The sequence below is a fragment of the Pseudoalteromonas sp. R86517 genome (genome assembly GCF_042466295.1).
Classification (GTDB): Bacteria; Pseudomonadota; Gammaproteobacteria; order Enterobacterales; family Alteromonadaceae; genus Pseudoalteromonas; species Pseudoalteromonas atlantica.
Map to the genome: position 1 here is coordinate 234208 of NZ_JAXHCB010000003.1, position 21242 is coordinate 255449.

Below are 21242 nucleotides of genomic sequence, written 5' to 3' on the forward strand. Positions count from 1 at the left end.
TTGCTTTACCCATCGGATTTCTGATACCTAATGTTTTATGTCTTATTTTGTACAATTACGCACCTTTGTTGAGGTATATCGTTGTAAAAACATCTCTCGGGCTGCTAAAAATTTGGGGCTTTCGCAACCAGCTGCAACCGCGCATATACAAACAATGGAGTCGGTGGTAGGTAAATCGTTATTTGAGCGGCGTCACCGAGGCGTAGAACCAAGTAATGCCGCCCACGATTTAGCAGGCCAAGTGGCAAATCACCTTGATGCTATAGAGCAAAAAGTTGCCTCTGTACGCACCCGTTCAAACGATGTGAGCGGAACGATTACACTAGCCGGACCCGCCGAATATATTAGTTATGTTGCCTCAGCACAGCTGGCAAATTTGTTACAAGCAGGCAATGTTGATGTGGTCGTGCTGCCAGGTAATCGTGAGCAAATTTATTCAGCGCTCGACACCGGCGTTGCCGATATGGCTATTACAGCCTCCCTGCCCGATAACAAAATTTACGACTTTGAAGTGCTCGACAGCGAAGAGCTAGTACTGGTGGCGCACCGTTTATTAGCGCAAAGCTTAGAGGGGCAAACCATTACCCCAGCACTTTTAAATACGCTGCCGGTGGTCAGTTACGACAGTCAATTACCGCTTATACGCCAGTATTTTGATACTGTATTTAAACAAAGCTGTACGTCAAAAATAATTGCTCGCTGCCCCGACATACGCGCGCTCGCCGGCATAGTAAGAACCGGTGTTGGCTATACCGTGCTGCCTGATTATATATGTCATGACGATATTCAATCGGGTAGATTAATTAAACTTGGTCCGCAAGGGCCGGAAAACAATTTGTACTTAGCGTGGCGTAAAGGGGCGCTTGCTCACCCGCGGCTTAATTATGCCCGCGATGTGTTAATGGCTTTTTCTAATATTAATAAATACGCAAAATAGTTTTTTAACTTATACCAATCCGCATAATTAAGTGATCTATTTTGAGGATAGGTAAACGTGATGATAGCAAGGCAAAAAATTCGCTATTTAGTTGTTCTAAATGAGAGTTTTTTAACGCAGATAGCGACACGTTTAGCCCCTGAAAATGATTATGTATTATTACGGATTGGTATTGAACGCTGGTTATTTAATAAAATAGCCAACCGCGCGCCATTGCCCACTGCTTTTACTTAATGTAAGGGTTTCCACCGCAAGCCTTGCTGAAAATTGCGTTTTAAATTGCACAATAAGGTATTTACCTTGCGGGGCACCAGGTAAAGATGAGTAAGCATTAGTACTTATTTGTTCTCGCGTAGCCACTTTACCTAGTGGCGCACGCACTGTGTTTAGGGCGCTTTTCCAGTTTGCTTTACTTAATTGCGATTTAAATAGCGCATCGGCTTGTTGCCAACTTTTTGTGTATTCACCCGCATCAATTAACTGTAACCAGTTTATTGCTACGGGCATATTTTTAGTGGTTTCGGCCCACACTGAGCAGCTTATAAACAAGCATAAAATTAAAATGAGGGGTTTCATCATTCTTCCTTTTAATCTGGCGTTAAAAGTAAATATAGATACTCCAAATTACAACACATTGGTTAAATGGTTAACCCCTAATATTAAAAACTTTTGCAAATAAGTGCCTTACTCTCCTTTAATTTTTAAAACCTGCGCGTAAGTGCAATCGCTCAACATAGAAAAACCATGCGAGGCTTGCTCTTGGCCTATTACAAATGGATGCGCCGCCTCGGGGGCTCTATTTTTAAGTTGCTTTATGCGCTCAAACGAACCATCGCGTTTAGGGTGATTTGATATAAACACATCTACACCGGCTTGCATTGCCAGATTGCCAAAACGTTTAGCGGCGACGCTGTAAGCGCTAATTCGCTCAATATCAGGCCCATAGTTTAGCCCAGTCCCTCCCCACAGGCTTAGCATATGTTTTTTGCCGTTATCGTATACTGGGAACAACAACGAAATAGTGCCAGGGGTGTGTCCAGGCGTTAAATGAACGCCAATGCTGGTATCGCCAAGCGTAATTGTATCTGCCTCTTTTGTGCTTATATCTCTTGTTGGCCGTTTGCCCCAACGTGGGCTTTCAAAATCAAGCTTTGGTTGTTCTAAGCGTCGCCATTCAGCCTCACTCATTACAACACGCGGTTTGTATTTATTAACTAAGTACTCTTGCCCACCGTAATGATCACCATGCCCATGGCTAATAATTAAATACTTAATATCTTCGGGGTTTAAGCCTAGTGTGAGCAAACCTTTTTCAATGTAATTTTTAGCTTGTTCGTTGTTATTTAGCGCATCAATAACAATAAGCCCTTGTGATGTTTTAACTACCCAACTTGCCACTCCACCAGTACCTACATAATAAAGGTTGTCAAACACTTGTGTAGGTTCAATCGTTGATGAGCGCCGTTTACTACCCAACTTTTTACTGCGCTTTTTACCTTCATTACTAGTGCGGACACGCTTTGTTAAATCACGTAACGGGTTTTGTATATCGCATAGGCTTGTTAACCCCGGAAACTCATCAGCGTACTGCATGCCTTTTTCGACATAATCTTGCGCTGTTAATTGTGTATTTTGCGCAATAGCCGGGTACGTAGCTAAAAAGCTAAGTACCACTGCAGATAATATAAATTTTGGCATAAAAACCCCTTATAGTTTTGTATCTATAGCTAGCCAGTAGCGTCGGCCATCTTCTACATAGCCGTATTCATCGTAACTGGTTGCTTTATCAAATATATTGTAAATACCAAACATAACTTTAACGTTACCGTTTACTTGCCACGCACTGCCTATATCTGCTGTTGCAATAGAAGGGGCTGAGGTTAAACGGCTAGTTATAGAGGCTGCTTCGGTTTCTTTACCGCGGTAATTAGCACGTGCCCACGTATTAATATTATCGCTTACATCCCAGTTAATATTTAGCGTGGCTAAATGTTTAGGTATTTGCGTAAGTGGCTGGCCTTTATTGTCGCCACTGCGTTGCTCAGAAAACGTATAGCTGTAGCTAGTTGCAAGGGTAATATCTGCACTTAACATTGTTTCTATATTTAGCTCAGCCCCATAAGTCACCGCTTTATCAATATTGATGTTATAGCGGTCGGTTTCATCACCACACACTGTGAGAGGACATAAAACGGTGCTAATTTTGTCTTCAAAGCTATTATGAAAAACCGTGATATTAGTTTGAAAGTCACTGTTAGCATAATACACAGCCGCTTCTTTACTGACGGATGTTTCGGGCTCTAGGTCAGCATTTCCATATAAGTCGCCACCGCGGCTGCTTTGGATCCAATTAGGGCTAAGCTCGCGTAAATCTGGCGCTCTGTAACCGGTAGCTACGCCCGATTTAAAAGTCCATGCCTCATTAATATTCCAAACTCCGTACAGACGTGGACTCAAGTGCGAATCAAACTGCTCGTTATCATCAACTCGTAAACCCGTGGTAATGGTAAAATCGGGGTGTAAGCTCCACTCATCTTCAGCAAATAGCGACCATTGTTTGTTATCTATTTTAGTAATAGTGGCTGCGTTTGTTGTTTTGTCATCAAGCTTTTCTTGTTCAAATGCGCCGCCTAATGTTACATGGTGGTTTTCAAGTGCAATTGACCACTGCGTATTTGCTAAGGTATTTTCGATGGTTATTTCACGGCCTTCGTTTTCAACCGACTCTTGTTGAATATACGAATGCGCAGCGCCCCAACTATAGCTACCTTTATGTGCTAACGACCACGTGCTGCGGTTATTGTTCGTTTCGCTAGAGCTATTTCGACTAGGTAACGATAGCCCCGAGGTAGAAATACGTTTTTGATCGTGTTCGCTGTATTCAAGCGATATCACATCGTGCTGGGTGGCTGTTAAATGCAGTGTACCACTGTAACTTGTCAGCTCTTTTTCACCGTAACCGCGCTCAATTTCATCTTCTTCACGCTCTTGGTAAAGAGCCGAAAGGTTAACGCTTAATAAATCTTTTATTAATGGCCCCGCTGCATATATTTGCCCTTGGTATTCATCACCCGAATTACTGTTTTCTTGCTGTGTGGTTTCTAGGCGAACATTAGCATGCCAATTGTCGTAATTTTTACGGGTTATAACATTAATAACGCCGCCAATTGCATCCGACCCATACAACGTAGACATAGGCCCACGCACAACTTCAATACGTTCAATAGCATCTAGTGGTGGCAGCCAATCTTGCTCAAAGCCACCGCTGCCGCTTGGTTGTGATTCACGCCCTGACTGCTTTTTACCGTCTACCAAAATAGCAGTGTACTGCGCTGGCATGCCACGCACGCTTATATCTTGTCGCGAGCCACCACCGGTAACCGTAACCCCTGCAACATCGTTAAGTGCATCGGTTAAGTCTTTATAAGCACGGTTTTCTAGCTGCTTTTTGCTAATTAAAGTAATAGAAGCTGGCGCTTGCGCTAAGGTTTGTTCAAAGCCTGAGGCGGTCACTACTATTGTTTCTATATCATTGTTAGCGTTAGCCAAAGTGTAAAATGGCGCAACAGCAATTAGAGGCAGAGCTAAAGTGTTTTTCAGAGTCATTACGTGGTATTTAATTAGTTATTTTACGTAATGATAACAATTATCAATACATTCAGCAATTAACATTTCATTAATTCACAATAAAACTTAACCGATTAAGATGCGTGTTACTGCAGTGTCATTATTAACAATAAGTCAACTTTATTGCGTTTAATGTACAAAAAAGGCTGCATTAACTAGCAGCCTTTTTTGTATTCTGTAACGCTTAAAGTTTTAAAAATGCCATTTAACCATCAAATTTGGGTTGTGCTCTGTTTGACCATCTACACCAAACTTATTTTTCCAATATACGTATTCTATACCTACATCAAGGCGACCTGTGTCTAGGCCAAGCATAGGAGCAATATTGTATTTAAGTTGTGAGGTAAAGTTAAAACCGCCTTCACTTTTACCAAACATAGTGTCGGTACTGTCAACAATATCTAAAAAGCCATCGTATCTAAAGTTACCCTTGTTATAGCCCCACGTTACGGTTATTTGGTTGTTATCTTCACGCTCTATGCCAATATCGTCCTGAAAACGACGGTAATAAGCCACATTAAAGTATTGAAACCCTGGTACATCTAACGATACGCCACCACCTAATAAGTAGTTATTTTGATCGGTATCGCCCGAGCCATATTCTGTTTGTAGGCCTAAAAACACCTCTTTAACAAAGCTGTTTTGTGGCTTGTACAGCGTTGGGTTGATGTTTAGCTCTCCGTATACTTCATCGGGGTTACTTAATCTATCCATAAAAAAGAAGGTACCGCCCCATGTATGCCCCGATGCATGCTCAATGGTTACTACGCTTCTGTCATCTTCCTCCCCCGAGAACGGCTCGAGGTAATCGGCGCCGGTCATGGCGGTTATACTAAAATCTGACCACAGCTCTTTTGCCGACACGCTACTTGAACACACCGCGATAGCACTTACTAAGGCTAATTTTTTAATTGTTGTAATTTTCATTGTTAATCCCTTTGTTATAATTTTATTAGTCTAGTTAAGATGATCTGTACTTGCTGAATAATTTTCTGGTAAAACAAGCGTCATAACGATGGCGGTTAAACCCGATACCGTTACAGCGCTGCCAAAAATAGCGGTTACCAGCTTAGGCGCATTTATAAACATTTCGGGCACAAAGCTAACCCCTAGCCCCATACCTAAGCTCACCGCAATAATAAGTAAGCTACGACGATTTATTTTTTCGCTTGCAAGAATTTTTACTCCTGCGGCTGCTACTGTGCCAAACATCACGAGCGTTGCACCGCCTAGCACTGGTTTAGGAATATTTTGTAGCACGGCACCAATCACCGGAAATAACCCTAAAATAATCAAAATTACACCAATCCGCAGGCCAATGTATCTACTTGCTACACCGGTTAACTGAATAACGCCGTTATTTTGGCTAAAAGTAGTATTAGGAAACGTATTAAATGCGGCAGCAATCATTGAGTTAACGCCATCGCCTAAAATACCTCCGCGTATACGCGCTAAATAGCTTGCGCCTTTTACCGGTAATTTAGACACCGCACAATTTGCGGTTATATCGCCTGTGGATTCAATGGCGGTAATTAGCTATAAAAAGCTAAAGGCAATCATGGCGCCAAAATCAATGTTAAAGCCATATTTAAAGGGTAATGGCATGGCGATTAAATCAAATTCGCCCATTTTAAATTTGGCTATACCTAAAATAAGTGCAAGTAACCACCCTACTAACATGGCAACGACTACAGCGGTAAGCCTTACCCACTGATTTTTGCTAGCATTTAGTAATACCACCAGCGCCACCACCGAAAAGCCCACAATTAAGTTGCTTGGCGAGGCAAACTTTTCAGGCATATTAGTTAATAACCATTGCCCGCCGCCTATGTCGGTCATACCTACTTTAATGAGGTAAACCCCAATGGTGGTGATCACCACACCGGTCACTACAGGCTTAATTACTTTGCCAAGCTTTTCTATAAAAAAGCTAATGAATATCTCTACAAAGGCTGCTAAAAAACACACAGCAAAAATGGTGGCAAGTACTTCATCGTTTCCGCCTCCAGTGGCTTTTACGGTAAAACCGGTTGCCAAAATAGTGCCTAAAAACGCAAAGCTGGTGCCTTGTACGCAAATAAGCCCTGAGCCAATTGGCCCCACACGGCGAGCCTGAATAAATGTACCAACCCCCGATACAAACAACGCCATACTAATTAAATATGGTATTTCGCTACCAAGCCCCAATACGCCACCAATAATAAGCGTGGGCGTAATAATACTCACAAAGCTTGCTAGCACGTGCTGTAGAGCTGCAAAAAATGATTCTACTAGGCCTGGCTTATCATCTACTGTGTATAAAATGTCTTCGCACGTATTAACCGCTTTTTCTGTCCTTGCCTCACACATTGCATCGTCTGATTGCTTTATCGGCTCTAACATAGTGCTCTCCTTTAGTTTGTATAGTTAATATTGCTGCAACCAAAAATCAAAACTATTGCTTTATATCTAAAGCCAACAAACTGTCCTAATGGTCAAGTTTATTGTGCAAATATTTTTATGGCGCCTATTTAAAATGTTAAAAATAAACTTCTATAAAAAGCTATTTAGCTAACAGCTTTTACTTTATATAAAAGGGTAAATAGCTTTTTAGCCCTCACTCTTTTGTGTACTTGTTAAACAAAACTGTGCTTTAATTAAATTGCTGACCGAGCGGTCAACAATGGCATGGTATCTGCAATTAACTTACCAAGATGAAAAAGTTTTTTTCTTACCTGCTTAAAAACAACAAGAAAAAATATACGCCAAGCCTTTACATATCAGGGCTTTATAAAAGTTAAGGGGGTCTGTGTGATTACGTTTTTATTAAATGACACGCCAATAGAAGTAGAAGAATGCGCGCCGAATCTCACCATTTTGGACTGGCTTCGCACCAAAAAAGGGAAAATGGGCACCAAAGAAGGGTGTGCAACAGGCGATTGTGGCGCATGCACAATTTTAGTTGGCGAAGAAAAACTAAATTCAAACGGTGAGCCAGTTTGGCACTATAAAACCATGAATAGCTGCCTGCTTTTATTAGGTAATGCACACGCAAAACACATAGTAACCGTAGAGGCTGTAACAACAGGGCTTTACCCTACACTTAACGATTTACATCCGGTGCAACGCGCATTGGTTGAGTGCCATGGTTCGCAATGTGGTTTTTGTACCCCTGGCATAATAATGAGCATGTTGGCGCTTTATATTAATAACCCGAGTTACCCAGGTAAAAAAGCCGCTATTCATGCGCTAGGGGGTAATTTATGTCGTTGTACGGGTTACAGCCCTATTTTACTTGCAGTTGAAAAAGCTTATAGCTATGAGCGTAAAAATGAGCCTTACTCTGCCATGGCGGCACAATTTAAGGCATCACTAAATATAGGTGATGACATTCCTTGTTTAAAAAATGGCCCTCGTACGTTTTATTTACCGCAAAGTGCAGCGCAACTTGTTGAGCTTAAAGCGCGTTACCCGCAGGCACACTTGGTTGCTGGTGGCACCGACTTTGCCATTGAGCTTAGCCAAAACATGCTATTGCCCGATATTATTATATCGCTTAGCCAAACCAGTGAACTGTGCACTTTAACCGATAACAACGGCGAGCTACATATTGGTGCAGCACTCCCTTACAGCCAATTTGTTGAAGCGTTTTACACTTACTACCCTGAGTCTAAAGAGCTGTTTGAGCGCCTCGGCTCTAACCAAGTACGTAACAGTGGCACCTTAGGTGGCAGCATAGGAAATGCCTCTCCTATTGGCGATCCAGCCCCATTATTAATCGCACTTAATGCCACTCTAGATTTATTAAGCGCAGCAGGCACACGCACTATTATGGTGGCCGACTACTTTGTTGATTACAAAAAAACAGTCATTAAAAGCGATGAAGTCATTAGCAAAATTACCGTACCTAAACGCCCAGACTCGTTAAAGCTTGCGTGTCATAAAATTTCAAAACGCTTTGAAGATGATATATCTACTGTGTGTTTAGTGCTGGCTATAGAGCAAACGCAAGGCGTAATTAGCAATGCCCGCTGCGCCATGGGCGGTATGGCTGCCATACCAAAACGCGCCACGCATATAGAGCAAAAGCTTAATGCTCAGTCCTTACAAGTAAGCACGTTTATAGATGCCGCTAGTGCTATAAATGATGACTTTGCTCCCATGAGCGATGTACGCAGCAGCGCGCATTACCGCACTACGGTAAGCAAAAACTTGCTACAGCGTATTGGTATTGAGTTTTGCGGTGCACAGCCAAGCAGTAAAAATAATAACAACATTGCCATTACGAGGATTTCACATGCGTCATTTTGAAATGGATAAACTAAAAGCCCAAGGTGGAAGTGTTGGCCAATCTAAGTATCACGAAAGCGCAATAAAGCAAGTATGTGGCAATGCAAACTACGCCGACGATAACCCAGAGCCCCATGGCTGCTTGCACGCCTACCCTGTACTTGCGCCCATTACCAGCGGCTTTATTAAATCAATAGATACAAGTAAAGCGCTTGAAGTGGCAGGCGTTAAACGTATTTTATCGGCTGATGATGTACCCGGTAAGCTTGATATTGGCCCAGTATTCCCTGGGGATGTACTGCTGACCAATCACGAAATTCAATACCACGGACAACCTGTGCTAGTAGTAGTTGCCAAAAGCTACGCCATTGCGCGCCGCGCTGCTCGCTTAGTGGTTATAGAATGCGAGCAAACCACCCCCATACTTGATATTAAAGAAGCGATTAAAAAAGAGCTCTGGGTAAGGCCGCCACATTCACTTAACCGCAGTAATAGCGAGCAAGCCATAAATAATGCAGCCCACCAACTTAAAGGTGAAATACACATAGGCGGGCAAGAACACTTTTACCTTGAGGGGCAAATAGCACTTGCTCAGCCCGACAACGATGGCGGGATCCATGTTCAATGTTCTACCCAGCACCCAACAGAGGTGCAGCACTTAGTTGCTAAAATTTTAAAAAAGCCATTTAGCTTTGTAAACGTAGAAACCCGCCGCATGGGCGGAGCCTTTGGTGGTAAAGAAACCCAAGGCGCGCCGTGGGCTTGCCTTGCAGCACTTGCAGTTTACTACCTTGGCTGCGCCGTTAAAATGCGCCTAGCCCGCAGCGACGACTTTAAACTTACCGGTAAACGCCATCCATTTTATAATCAATACCATGTAGGGTTTGACGAAAATGGCCTGATTGAAGGCGCTGATGTAACTGTAAATGGATTTTGTGGTTATTCGCCTGATTTATCTGATGCCATTGTCGACCGTGCAATGTTTCATGCAGATAACGCTTATTACTACCCAGCTGCCACCATTAAAGGAAATCGCTGTAAAGTAAACACCGTAAGCCACACCGCGTTTAGAGGATTTGGTGGCCCGCAAGGCATGATCATGGGCGAGCTAATAATGGACGACATAGCCGCTAAATTAGGTAAAGATCCGCTTGAGATCCGAAAGCTTAATTTATACAAAAAAGGCCGCGACACCACCCCATATCATCAAACAGTAGAGCAGCATATTTTAAAAGATATGATAAGCCAACTTGAGGTGTCAGGTGATTACTGGGCGCGAAAAAAGGCAATTAAAGCCTTTAACGCATCATCCCTTATTATCAAAAAAGGCCTTGCGATGACGCCGGTTAAATACGGTATATCGTTTACCGTACAACACTTAAACCAGGCGGGTGCACTCGTACATGTTTATAGCGATGGATCAATTCATTTAAACCATGGCGGCACCGAAATGGGCCAAGGGCTTAATACAAAAATAGCGCAAATAGTAGCCCATGGCTTTGGCGTTGACTTTGACGCAGTAAGCATAAGCGCTACTCGTACCGACAAAGTACCCAACACCTCGCCAACTGCTGCATCAAGCGGGACTGATCTAAATGGCATGGCGGCGCTAAACGCGGTAAACACCATAAAAGAGCGTTTAATAAACTTTATAAGTGAGCACTTTGAAGTAGACAGCCAAAGTATTGTATTTAAAGATAACCTCATTACCTTTAGTAACGGCGAAATTAGCTTTAGCGAACTTGCAAACCTTGCTTACATGAATCGTATATCGCTTTCATCAACCGGTTATTACGCCACGCCTAAAATTCATTACGATAGAGCGAAAGGCGAAGGCCGGCCATTTTTTTACTACGCACACGGCGTAGCACTCAGTGAAGTAGAAGTAGATACGCTGACAGGCGAAAACACCGTAACCCGCGTGGATATACTGCACGATGTGGGCAGCTCAATTAATCCTACACTTGATATAGGCCAAATTGAAGGCGCTTTTGTGCAAGGTATGGGCTGGCTTACCACCGAAGACTTACAATGGAATGATAAAGGCCAGCTTGCAAGCTTTGGCCCTGCTAACTATAAAATTCCTGCAATTGGCGATACCCCTGCCGAATTTAATGTAAATTTATATAACTCGGCCAATCCAGAAACCACGGTATTTAGATCAAAAGCGGTTGGCGAGCCGCCGTTTATGTTGGCCTTTAGTGTGTGGAGTGCTATTCGTAATGCCATAAGCAGTGTGGCCGATTACAAATACACCGCCCCACTTGATACACCTGCCACACCTGAGCGTGTATTAAATGCAATTGAGCAAACCACTAGCTGGTTTAAGGAGCAGCAACATGGCTAATTTAAATGAGTCGTTTCAGGGTTTTCATACGCAAAATTGGGCGCAAGCTATAAACGAGCACGAACAAAGCGGCATTAATTATGTTATTGCCACTGTACTTGGCACCAATGGCTCAACCCCACGCGGCACAGGCTCTAAAATGGTAATAAGTGGCGAGCACATTTACGACACCCTTGGCGGTGGTCACCTTGAATACGTAGTTATAGAAAAAGCCCGCGAGCTACTTGCCAAAGGCGAGGCCGCCCAAGTGATAGAGCAATTTAACCTAGGCGCAAATTTAGGCCAATGTTGCGGGGGAGCTGCCACCGTTATGCTTGAGTGCATGCAATGCGAACGCTTTACCCTCGACATATACGGCGCAGGCCATGTAGCACAGGCGCTTATTGGTATATTGGCGCAATTACCTATGCGTATACGATGGATAGATAGCCGCGCCGATGTGTTCCCGCAAGTTATTCCTAATAACGTAATAAAAGTGGTTGATGAAGAGCCAACAGAGCAAGTTAAACGCGCGCCAAAGGCTAATAATTACTTAATATTAACCCATAACCACCAGCTCGACTTTGCACTTACACAAGCCATTATTAAACGCGCTGATGCCAATTGGCTTGGTGTAATTGGCTCAGATACTAAAGCAAAACGCTTTAAACAGCGCTTAGCCCATCGCGATTTTACCACCGAGCAAATAAAGCAAATGACCTGCCCTGTAGGGCTTGAAAATGTAACGGGCAAGCTCCCTATGGAAGTAGCAATATCAATTAGCGGGCAGTTAATTGGCCTTTATCAAGCTATGCAAACCCATGCGCCCAAACGCCAAGGCCTGCAATGGCGTGCACTTAAAAATGCCTTAATTAGCACCACGCACGAGGAAGAAAACGCATGAGTAGCTTAAAAATTAATAACCTAAATGCAGCGCAAGCGCATCAAGCATTAGAACACTGTTGCGCCGCCCCTAACTGGGTAAGCGGTATGATAAATATCATGCCATTTGAAAATAAAGAGCACTTATTTAACAGCGCGCAAAGCGTATGGGATAGCCTAGGCGAAAGCGATTATTTAGCCGCTTTTGAAGGCCACCCGCAAATAGGTGATTTATCAACATTAAGTAAAAAGTACGCCGCTACAGCACAAAAAGCGGGGCACGAACAATCAGGAATGAGCAAAGCAAACGAGCAAACCCTTAAAAAAATGATTGCGCTAAATAAAGAATACCTCAGTAAATTTGGCTTTATATTTATTGTGTGTGCCAGTGGTAAAAGTGCTGAGCAAATGCTTGAACTTATTGAGCAGCGCATACACAACACCCGCAGCACAGAGCTTAATATAGCCGCGGGCGAACAAGCCAAAATAACAAAAATAAGATTGGAGTCATTGCTATGAATAAAAGCCCTATCACTACCCATATTCTCGATACAAGCACAGGCAAACCGGCTGAAAATGTAGCTGTACAATTGTTTTTACTCACTAATAACGAGTGGCAATTAATTGCTCAAGGAAAAACAAATAGCGACGGGCGAATTACCGACTGGCTCAATACCGACGTAGAATTTGCAACCTATAAACTGGTTTTTGACTTAGATAGCTATTATGAAAACCAAGAAACACCTGCGTTTTACCCAGAGGCGCAAATCACCTTTAGATTACAAGATAAAAAACACCATCATATTCCGTTATTGCTTAGCCCATTTGGCTACTCTACGTACAGAGGCAGCTAATTATGAGCACGCAAAATAATAATAAAATAACCGTAATTTGTGCCAACATACTCGACTTTGTTGACGACCCCGCCATAGCAGGCGAAAGCGCCCATCGCTATTTTGAAAAAGGCGCGTTAGTTATTCAAAACGGCAAAGTGGTTAACCTTGGTTACGAGCAAGACATACTGCCAAGCATTGATAAGTCAGCCACTATTATTCGCCACGATGGTAAATTAGTAATGCCCGGCATGATAGACACGCACATACATTTGCCGCAAACCGAAATGGTCGGCGCGTATGGCGAGCAGCTTTTAAGCTGGCTTACCGAATACGCCTTCCCCACTGAAAAAAAGTTTACCTGTGAGCATTATTCAAAAGACATATCTAATCGCTTTTTAGATGAGCTACTGCGTAATGGCACCACTACCGCATTGGTATTTGGCACTGTGCACCCGCAATCGGTGGATGCATTTTTTAACGAATCACAAAAACGTAATTTACGCATGATTGCCGGTAAGGTAATGATGGACAGAAACTGCCCAGATGATTTATCAGATTGCGCGCAAACCAGTTATGAACAATCAAAAGCACTTATAGAAAAATGGCACAATGTTGATAGGTTAAGCTATGCAGTAACGCCACGTTTTGCGCCCACATCTACCCCAGAGCAACTACAAAAATGTACTCAATTATTAGAAGAATACCCCGACACCTACCTGCATACCCACTTATCTGAAAACAAAGACGAGTGCGAATGGGTAAAAGGGTTATTCCCAGAGGCTGATGATTACTTAGGCGTATACGAGCAAGCTAAAATGGTGCGAAAACGCTCGGTATTTGCCCATAGTATTCATTTATCTGAGCGCGAGCTTTGCTGCCTTGCAGATAACAACGCGGCTATATCGCACTGTCCTACCTCTAACTTATTTTTAGGCTCGGGCCTTTTAAATTTAAAGAGATGTGAAGAGCATGGAATAAATGTGGGTATGGGTACCGATGTTGGCGCAGGCACAAGTTTTTCTATGCTACAAACAGGTAACGAAGCGTACAAAATTCAGCAGCTACAGGGTCAAAAGTTCTCAGCATTTAAAGGGTTTTATTTAGCCACCCTAGGCGGCGCGCGTGCCCTTGATTTAGAAGGCACCATAGGTAACTTTAATGTAGGTTGTGAGGCCGACTTTATTGTAATGGATTACGCGGCCACCTCGTTTTTAAAGTTCAGAATTGGCCATGCCAAAACCCTTCACGAACAGCTTTTTGCCATGATGATGCTAGGCGACGACCGCTGTATTGAACAAACCTACATTATGGGTAAAAGCGTGTATAAACGCGACCAACAAGCCCAGTTTGCAGCCACACCCACACCCGATTTAGAAGAGGCATAACCCGATGGAAAACTATTTATTTGAGCTTGCTCATTTGGTGTTTAGATACTTTCACGTGGTAGCAGGTATAGCGTGGATAGGCGCCTCATTTTATTTTGTGTGGCTTGATAATAACTTACAAACACCGCCACAATGGAAACAAGATAAAGGCATAAAAGGCGATTTATGGGCTATTCATGGCGGCGGCTTTTACGAAGTGGCTAAGTATCAAAATGGCCCAGAGCAAATGCCCTCTACCCTTCATTGGTTTAAGTGGGAGGCCTACACAACCTGGATCAGCGGCGCGCTGTTATTTACGCTGTTATATTATGTGGGTGCAGATGTGTATTTACTTGATGCCAGTAAAAGTGAGCTCAGTAAGTTTGCAGCTATTGGTGCATCACTTGGTTTTATAGGCTTAGGCTATGGTGTATATCGGTTATTGTGTAAAAGCCCGCTTGTTGAAAACGGCAAGGCATTTATTGCCATAGGGGTAGGCTTTTTAGCGTTATGGACGTATGGGGTTGATCAGCTATTTAGTGACCGCGCAGTGTATATTCATGTTGGTGCATTAATTGGTACCTGTATGGCCGGTAATGTATATCACATTATAATGCCTGCACAGCGCTACATGGTAGGCGAAGTAGAAGCTGGGCGCATTCCTGATTCAGCGCCGGGTTTAAAAGCAAAGCAATGCTCAGTACATAATAACTACGCCACCCTACCAGTTATTTTTATTATGCTAAGTAACCATTTTTCGTATACCTATAGCCATGAGTTTGGTTGGTTAGTGCTTATTGGCTTTTTTATTATTGGTATGTGGATACGCCACTTTTTTAATTTAAAGCACCAAGGTGTTAATAAGCCTTCAGTACTAATAAGCGGTATTGCCGCGTTTTTTGCGTTAATGCTAGCCATTGCACCGTGGCCAAGTAGTTCTGTAAACGCGAATAATGAGCTACAAGCAAGTATAAGTGATGCGCAAGCATGGGATATTATTAATAAACACTGTACACAGTGCCACAGTGAAACCCCTACATCGAAGCTTTTTCAAACCGCGCCGCTCGGCTTTAAGCTCGACTCACTTGCTGATGTAAAAAAAGCCAGTGCACTTATTCATACTCGCGCCGTTATTACCAAAGATATGCCATTGGCTAACATGACAAAAATGACTGATGCAGAGCGTGAAATGCTTGGCACTTGGCTTAGCGCAGTAAAAAAGGAGCAGTAACATGAGCGAGCAATTTAAACATTACCCGCGCGATTTAATTGGTTATGGTGCACACACTCCGCATGCCAACTGGCCTAATAAAGCCCGTATAGCCGTGCAAGTAGTATTAAATTACGAAGAAGGCGGTGAAAACTGTGTACTGCATGGTGATGCAGCAGCCGAAACGTTTTTATCTGAAATAGTCAGCGCTCCCCATGTAGAAGACCGCCACATAAGCATGGAGTCTATTTACGAATATGGCTCGCGCGCAGGCGTGTGGCGCTTACTTAAACTCTTTAAAAAATACGATATACCGGTCACCATTTTTGCTGTGGCAATGGCCCTTGAGCGCCACCCCGATATAGCTAAAGCCTTTGTTGAGGCTGGGCACGAAATTGCAAGCCACGGCCTGCGCTGGATTAATTATCAACATATAGATAAACAAACCGAGCGCGAGCACATGCAAAAAGCCATTGAAATCATTCAAACGCTTACCGGTAAAAAGCCCACAGGCTGGTACACCGGGCGCACAAGCCCTAACACAGCAGCCCTTGTGGTAGAAAATGGCTCGTTTTTATATGATGCCGACGATTACAGCGACGACTTACCCTTTTACAGTATTAAAGAAGGTAAGCCACAGTTAATAGTGCCCTACACGCTTGATGTAAACGACATGCGATTTGCCGCTGTGCAAGGCTTTAATGCCGGCGATCAGTTTTATAATTATTTAAAAGATGCCTTTGATACGCTTTATGAAGAAGGCGACCCACAAGGTGAAAACGCCCCTAAAATGATGTCTATAGGGCTGCATTGTCGCTTAATTGGCCGCCCTGGGCGCATTAAAGCCCTTGCACGGTTTTTAGAATATGCTAAATCGCATGAGCAAGTGTGGTTTGCCACGCGCGAGCAAATCGCCGAGCACTGGCTTAAAACTCATCCCTATAATACCAATCCGCAATAGTACTTAATCATTTTCAGGGGCTAAACGTGTCGCTATCTGCGTTAAAAATTCTCATTTAGAACAACTAAATAGCGAATTTTTTGCCTTGCTATCAACACGTTTATCCATCCTCAAAATAGATCATTTAATTATGCTCATTGGTATAAAAAAGCCTAGATGTGAGCCGTTAAAACTAAACTCTAAGAGCTTATTAGATTTATCGTAAAACAAAAAAAGCCCAGCAGTGCTGGGCTTAAGGTCACTTTAGGAGTAGTTAATTAAATGACACTGTAATGATGTTAGAACATACATTTTCAGTTACACATAATTGGTAATCGTACGATGGTAATGTAGCACCACGTACGTAGTCGCGGTAACGGCCGTTGTCTGATGTGGTATCAACCAGCTCACCGTTACGGTATACGCTTAATGACTCAGCGCCAACACGTTCCCAACTTAAATCTACACGCATAGTATCAAGGCGAGATTTATTAGCGCGTTTAAGGGTAAGCTCAAGCTCTACATCACTTACTACAACCGTTTGCGTTGACGTGCTTGTATTGCCTTCGCTGTCAGTTACGGTTAGTACAACATCATAATTACCAGAGGCTGCATAAACATGCATTGGGTTTTGATCAGATGATGTTGCACCATCACCAAACTCCCAGCTCCACTGTGTGATATCGTTGTTTGCATCCGTACTTGAATCAGTAAAGTTAACGGTTAAACCTTGTGTTTCTACATCAAAACCCGCACGCGGTGGTTGTGGGCTAACTTCACCAATAGCGCTTAATGTAAGAGACCACGTATTAATGGTACCCGTATCGGCTGCTGCGGTATCTTCAACGTGTAGCGTCCAATCACCTGTTGCCACTTCACCGTTAAATGACTCAGATGTAAAGCTTCTCACTATGTCGTCGCTTGAACCACCCACGTTGCTTTGTAGCGTTACTTGCGTGCCTTGTGCTGATACTAGCTTAACCACTAAGTCGCCTGAGTAAGTATGCGTAATATCAACATCAGCTGTTGTACCAAACACAGTTAAATCATCAGGTACATTAATTACTGATACGGCGCCCACTGGTGAGTTATCAGGAATATCAACACTTGCATTACTGCTGTAGGTAAAGTCGTTTAGGCCTACCGGTTGAATCATTAATTTAACTGACTGCTGTTTAACAATTTCATCCGCTGTTGCTGTAACGGTTAGCTCGTATTCACCCCACTGTGTATCAGTGTCAGTTTCAACGTTAAGCATTACTTCATCACCAGGGCGAGCCGTGCTAGCCGACAAATAAGCGCCGCTTAATGTTGATGATAGTTCAAGCGTTACTTCTTCATCCCACTGGGCAATTGAGCCAATGGTAAATGTGTAATTTGTAGCTTGGCCCGCTACAATTTGTTGCGTAAGTGGATCGGCTGAAATTTTAAAGCCAGGTGTAGGATCTGCATCAATAAGTGCTTGGTTAACATTAAGGCGCGTACCTGCCACCGTTACACCTTGCAGTGCAGTGTTGGCATCGCCAGAGCTCATTAGTAATTCTTTAAGCTCTTGCGTGTTAAGTTCTGGGTTAATAGATAGCACTAATGCTGCAGCGCCAGCTACATGAGGAGTCGCCATTGATGTGCCTGAGTAAGACGCATAGCTCTCACCTGGTGTAGTAGATAAAATTGCGCTACCAGGTGCGCCCATATCAACGCTGGTTAAACCATAATGCGAAAACCACGAAATATTATCGGTTTGATCCGTACTTGCTACAGATAACACGCTTGCGTTTTCGTAGTTAGAAGGATAATGCGGGTTTACATCGTTATCTATGGTGTCGTTGCCCGCTGCCGCTACAAACAGTAAATCGGCTGTTTCGCTTGAGGCAATTGCATCGGCTAATGCTTGGCTATAACCGCCACCGCCCCAGCTATTATTTAAAACACGTAAGTTAACACCGGCATTTTTAAGTCCTACCATGTAATCAATACACTTAATTGCATCTGATGTTGAGCCATTACCTGCCGCATCTAAAAATTTACACCCTACCAGCGATACTTCGTGGTTAACGCCTACAACACCTGTTGCGTTATTACCGCTTGCGCCTATGGTGCCCGATACGTGAGTACCATGGCCTTCATCATCCATAGGGTCACCACTGTTGGTAATTGCATTAATACCGTGCACGTCATCTACAAAGCCGTTACCGTCATTATCGATGCCATCTCCAGGCACTTCACTGCTATTAACCCACATATTGCTAGCTAAATCGCTGTGGCTATAGTCAATACCGGTATCAATTACACCTACCACAACATCGCGACTACCTGTCGAAATATCCCATGCTTCTACTGCATCAATATCAGCATCGGCAGTACCGCCTGTTTGGCCGTCGTTATTTAAACCCCATAACTCATCAAAGCGCGGATCATCTGGCGTTTGAGCAATGCTTACTTGGTAATCAGGCTCAACGTATTCAATCGCTTGGTGAGATTTTAAGCGCGCAATGGCTTCTTTAGTACTCATGCCCGAAATTTTAAACTTAGCTAACCGCCCAGAAAGTAAAGACTTATAGTTATCATCAATTTCATCAGCATTTACATCTGAAATTTTTGCTTTAACTAACGAACGCGCTTGTTTACGCATTTGTGCTGATGCATTTTTTTTGTATTTAACAATTACTGCATCACTACTTGCTACAACAGGTTGTTTAACACCTGCATCAGGTAGTTTTGCAGCAGCTAAACACGGGAGTAAAGCAAGAGTGATAATAGATAATTTTGTTTTCATTGTTCTATCCATAGTTGGTTTAACTTAGCCGTACTAAGTAAGTTTACTTACAACTTCAAATACAAGAGGATCACGTGGCATAGAACTAGAAAACTAATAAATATGGATTTACACAAGTCAAAAAATAACAAACAACTAAAAATCAACATTTTTAACCAGACTGATTAACAAAAAAACATACAACACAGTCATTTTTATGAAATACCGCCCGCCATTTTTACCTTTTTAAGGACCAAACATTTTTACTAGTTTTCCTTCTCAGCTTTGTTCCTATATAGATACTTTTTTATAACTCGATGAAATACATAAAAAAACAAAATTGGTAAAAAAAGATGATTTAAGTCCTTCGCAGGGGAGAATACAGTGAAGGTGTTCTTACAAAAAAGTTTAGCTACTTTATGTTTAATAAAAATGACAGGCTTAAACTTAGCATTTGTAATAACAAACGATTTACAAAATCAAATTAACAGTGGATCACACCATTATTTCAGCACGGCATGCTGAGCGAAAATATCTTATTAAAATTTATAACACTTAAGGTATTTGATTTTACTATTTCAAGGAGAATAATAATGAAGTTGAATAAAACACTTTTAAGCTGCGCTGTTGCATTAGCAGTCGGTACCAGCTTTGCCTCACACGCAGATACACAAAACAAATCAGTGTCTAGCTCGCAACTAAGTACACAAGTATCTACAGAGAGTCTAGAAAACAGCTTAACCCTCAGCCAAACTTCAAATGAAAATAACGCGTTTCTTTATCAAGAAGGCGACAGCAACACCATGCTTGTGACCACCACAGGTAACAATAACGACACTGAAGTTGTGCAAAGCCAATTTGGTAATTATGCCGAAGTAACAACAACTGGCGATAACAACACGCAAGTGTACTCGCAAGATGGCGTTGCTAATGGGTTTATTTCTGAGGTAACAGGTAACAACAACATGTTATTTGTTAGCCAATTTGGCCAAGGCTTTTTCGTAAATAACGAAGCGATTAACATCGTAACCGGTGATGACAACCTTATTGATGTAGAGCAAGGTAGCGGCGGCCACTGGTTCTACAACATGGATATGCAAGGTAATGCAAATGAAATCATGTCTTTACAACAGGGTGAATGGCATGAAGCAGAAATCACCATGCTTTCAGGCGATGAAAATACACTTGATTTACTTCAAGACGGCTACTGGAATACTTTTAAAGTAAGTAGCTTACAAGGTAATGAAAATGAGCTTGAAGTTGAACAAAACGGCGACCGTAACGCTGTAGCATTTAGTTCAATTTCTGGTGATGCAAATGAAATTGAAATTGAGCAAGATGGCTTAACAAATGCAGTAACGTTTGCAGCTGTTGTTGGCGATGATAACCAAATAGATTTAGATCAAGAAGGTTCATTAAATACAATTGAATCAAACTTATTTGAAGGCGCAAATAACGAAGTGACAGCAACGCAAGTTGGCGCTGAAAACTTAATGACAGCCGATTTAATTGGCGATAACAACGAGCTAACTTCACTACAAAACGGTGACTTTAACGAATCTTACATGGGTGTAATTGGCTCTGATAATGAGTTTTCAACCACTCAAGTTGGCGACTTAAACTCTGTTCACCTTGCTAACTTTAACGGCACAGATAACGATGTTGATTTAGTTCAATCTGGTGATGAAAACGTCATGCTGGTGCAATCGTCGTACCCTGATGTATCGCTTACATCAAACAATAACGATATTGATATTGCCCAAAGTGGTGCTCAAAACGAGGCAGTTGTTACGCTTGCAGGTATTTTAGATAGTAACGATAACCAAATCGATATTGCGCAAGATGGCATGTTAAACCTAGTCGATATGATGGTTGAAGGTAGTAGCCACAGTATTGATATTTCACAAGAAGGTGAAGGTAACTGGGTAAGCGGCGTTGAGCAGTCAGCCTTTTTAGTGGGCGGTGAAAACGTATCGTTTACAGTCACTCAAGTAGGTAACGATAACCTTGTTGAAGGCTCAGTAATTGGCTACGACAGCACGGTTTCTGTTACGCAAATTGGTGATGGCAACACAGCAACAATTACGCAAATGTAA

At 42.6% G+C, this 21242-nt stretch carries 15 protein-coding genes and 1 pseudogene; 10 read left to right on the forward strand and 6 right to left on the reverse strand.

Annotated features, from left to right (window positions below; all coding sequences use genetic code 11):
* The first annotated feature begins 37 nt into the window (after positions 1–37).
* Positions 38–937: a LysR family transcriptional regulator gene (locus tag SJY38_RS17775; protein WP_138685306.1), complete on the forward strand. Its 900-nt coding sequence runs from the start codon at positions 38–40 to the stop codon at positions 935–937.
* A gap of 183 nt (positions 938–1120) precedes the next feature.
* Here SJY38_RS17775 and SJY38_RS17780 read toward each other — a convergent pair whose 3' ends face one another.
* The 5 genes and pseudogenes from SJY38_RS17780 to SJY38_RS17800 all read right to left on the reverse strand — a co-directional run bounded on the left by SJY38_RS17780 (position 1121) and on the right by SJY38_RS17800 (position 6946).
* Positions 1121–1516: a DUF4019 domain-containing protein gene (locus SJY38_RS17780; RefSeq protein ID WP_286938494.1), complete on the reverse strand. Its 396-nt coding sequence runs from the start codon at positions 1514–1516 to the stop codon at positions 1121–1123.
* A gap of 105 nt (positions 1517–1621) precedes the next feature.
* Positions 1622–2635, reverse strand: a complete 1014-nt coding sequence (locus SJY38_RS17785) for an MBL fold metallo-hydrolase (RefSeq protein ID WP_377110451.1) — start codon at positions 2633–2635, stop codon at positions 1622–1624.
* A 9-nt stretch (positions 2636–2644) separates the two neighbouring features.
* Positions 2645–4543, reverse strand: coding sequence for a TonB-dependent receptor domain-containing protein (locus SJY38_RS17790; RefSeq protein WP_377110452.1), 1899 nt, complete (start codon positions 4541–4543; stop codon positions 2645–2647).
* 213 nt (positions 4544–4756) lie between these two features.
* The gene (locus SJY38_RS17795; protein ID WP_004587064.1) at positions 4757–5491 is read right to left on the reverse strand and encodes a DUF5020 family protein; all 735 of its coding nucleotides are present in this window, start codon (positions 5489–5491) and stop codon (positions 4757–4759) included.
* Between the two features lie 30 nt (positions 5492–5521).
* A pseudogene (locus SJY38_RS17800) lies at positions 5522–6946 on the reverse strand (uracil-xanthine permease family protein).
* A gap of 408 nt (positions 6947–7354) precedes the next feature.
* On the opposite strand from SJY38_RS17800, the gene xdhA reads away from it, so the two are divergent.
* From xdhA to puuE, 8 genes are read left to right on the forward strand one after another with little or no spacing between them, the layout of a single operon-like run.
* The gene (xdhA, locus tag SJY38_RS17805) at positions 7355–8854 is read left to right on the forward strand and encodes a xanthine dehydrogenase small subunit (RefSeq protein WP_377110453.1); all 1500 of its coding nucleotides are present in this window, start codon (positions 7355–7357) and stop codon (positions 8852–8854) included.
* The gene (xdhB, locus tag SJY38_RS17810) at positions 8841–11180 is read left to right on the forward strand and encodes a xanthine dehydrogenase molybdopterin binding subunit (RefSeq protein ID WP_377110454.1); all 2340 of its coding nucleotides are present in this window, start codon (positions 8841–8843) and stop codon (positions 11178–11180) included. Before xdhA ends, xdhB begins: the two co-directional genes overlap by 14 nt.
* Positions 11173–12063 carry a xanthine dehydrogenase accessory protein XdhC gene (gene xdhC / locus SJY38_RS17815; RefSeq protein ID WP_054981693.1) on the forward strand — a complete coding sequence of 297 codons (891 nt, stop codon included), beginning with the start codon at positions 11173–11175 and terminating at the stop codon, positions 12061–12063. Before xdhB ends, xdhC begins: the two co-directional genes overlap by 8 nt.
* Positions 12060–12560: a 2-oxo-4-hydroxy-4-carboxy-5-ureidoimidazoline decarboxylase gene (uraD, locus tag SJY38_RS17820; RefSeq protein WP_377110455.1), complete on the forward strand. Its 501-nt coding sequence runs from the start codon at positions 12060–12062 to the stop codon at positions 12558–12560. The genes xdhC and uraD overlap by 4 nt, the downstream gene beginning before the upstream one ends.
* Positions 12557–12895: a hydroxyisourate hydrolase gene (uraH, locus tag SJY38_RS17825; protein ID WP_138576547.1), complete on the forward strand. Its 339-nt coding sequence runs from the start codon at positions 12557–12559 to the stop codon at positions 12893–12895. Before uraD ends, uraH begins: the two co-directional genes overlap by 4 nt.
* A 2-nt stretch (positions 12896–12897) precedes the next feature.
* Entirely contained in the window at positions 12898–14262 is a 1365-nt protein-coding gene (gene guaD, locus SJY38_RS17830) for a guanine deaminase (RefSeq protein ID WP_377110456.1), read from the forward strand.
* Positions 14263–14266: 4 nt separating this feature from the next.
* A complete protein-coding gene (locus tag SJY38_RS17835; RefSeq protein WP_377110457.1) occupies positions 14267–15472 on the forward strand; it encodes a urate hydroxylase PuuD in 1206 nt (401 codons plus the stop codon).
* A 1-nt stretch (position 15473) separates the two neighbouring features.
* Complete coding sequence (gene puuE / locus SJY38_RS17840) at positions 15474–16412, forward strand: allantoinase PuuE (RefSeq protein WP_054981688.1); 939 nt, start codon at positions 15474–15476, stop codon at positions 16410–16412.
* A 253-nt stretch (positions 16413–16665) separates the two neighbouring features.
* On the opposite strand, the gene SJY38_RS17845 is transcribed toward puuE, so the two are convergent.
* A complete protein-coding gene (locus SJY38_RS17845) occupies positions 16666–19167 on the reverse strand; it encodes a S8 family serine peptidase (protein ID WP_377110458.1) in 2502 nt (833 codons plus the stop codon).
* 572 nt (positions 19168–19739) lie between these two features.
* On the opposite strand from SJY38_RS17845, the gene SJY38_RS17850 reads away from it, so the two are divergent.
* Entirely contained in the window at positions 19740–21242 is a 1503-nt protein-coding gene (locus SJY38_RS17850; protein ID WP_377110459.1) for a curlin, read from the forward strand.

What these genes read in the sequence shown, in the direction of transcription:
- SJY38_RS17775 (WP_138685306.1), top strand. Translation starts at nt 38, where the DNA reads ATGTCTTATTTTGTACAATTACGCACCTTTGTTGAGGTATATCGTTGT.
- SJY38_RS17780 (WP_286938494.1), bottom strand. Translation starts at nt 1,516, where the DNA reads ATGATGAAACCCCTCATTTTAATTTTATGCTTGTTTATAAGCTGCTCA.
- SJY38_RS17785 (WP_377110451.1), bottom strand. Translation starts at nt 2,635, where the DNA reads ATGCCAAAATTTATATTATCTGCAGTGGTACTTAGCTTTTTAGCTACG.
- SJY38_RS17790 (WP_377110452.1), bottom strand. Translation starts at nt 4,543, where the DNA reads ATGACTCTGAAAAACACTTTAGCTCTGCCTCTAATTGCTGTTGCGCCA.
- SJY38_RS17795 (WP_004587064.1), bottom strand. Translation starts at nt 5,491, where the DNA reads ATGAAAATTACAACAATTAAAAAATTAGCCTTAGTAAGTGCTATCGCG.
- xdhB (WP_377110454.1), top strand. Translation starts at nt 8,841, where the DNA reads ATGCGTCATTTTGAAATGGATAAACTAAAAGCCCAAGGTGGAAGTGTT.
- xdhC (WP_054981693.1), top strand. Translation starts at nt 11,173, where the DNA reads ATGGCTAATTTAAATGAGTCGTTTCAGGGTTTTCATACGCAAAATTGG.
- uraD (WP_377110455.1), top strand. Translation starts at nt 12,060, where the DNA reads ATGAGTAGCTTAAAAATTAATAACCTAAATGCAGCGCAAGCGCATCAA.
- uraH (WP_138576547.1), top strand. Translation starts at nt 12,557, where the DNA reads ATGAATAAAAGCCCTATCACTACCCATATTCTCGATACAAGCACAGGC.
- guaD (WP_377110456.1), top strand. Translation starts at nt 12,898, where the DNA reads ATGAGCACGCAAAATAATAATAAAATAACCGTAATTTGTGCCAACATA.
- SJY38_RS17835 (WP_377110457.1), top strand. Translation starts at nt 14,267, where the DNA reads ATGGAAAACTATTTATTTGAGCTTGCTCATTTGGTGTTTAGATACTTT.
- puuE (WP_054981688.1), top strand. Translation starts at nt 15,474, where the DNA reads ATGAGCGAGCAATTTAAACATTACCCGCGCGATTTAATTGGTTATGGT.
- SJY38_RS17845 (WP_377110458.1), bottom strand. Translation starts at nt 19,167, where the DNA reads ATGAAAACAAAATTATCTATTATCACTCTTGCTTTACTCCCGTGTTTA.
- SJY38_RS17850 (WP_377110459.1), top strand. Translation starts at nt 19,740, where the DNA reads ATGAAGTTGAATAAAACACTTTTAAGCTGCGCTGTTGCATTAGCAGTC.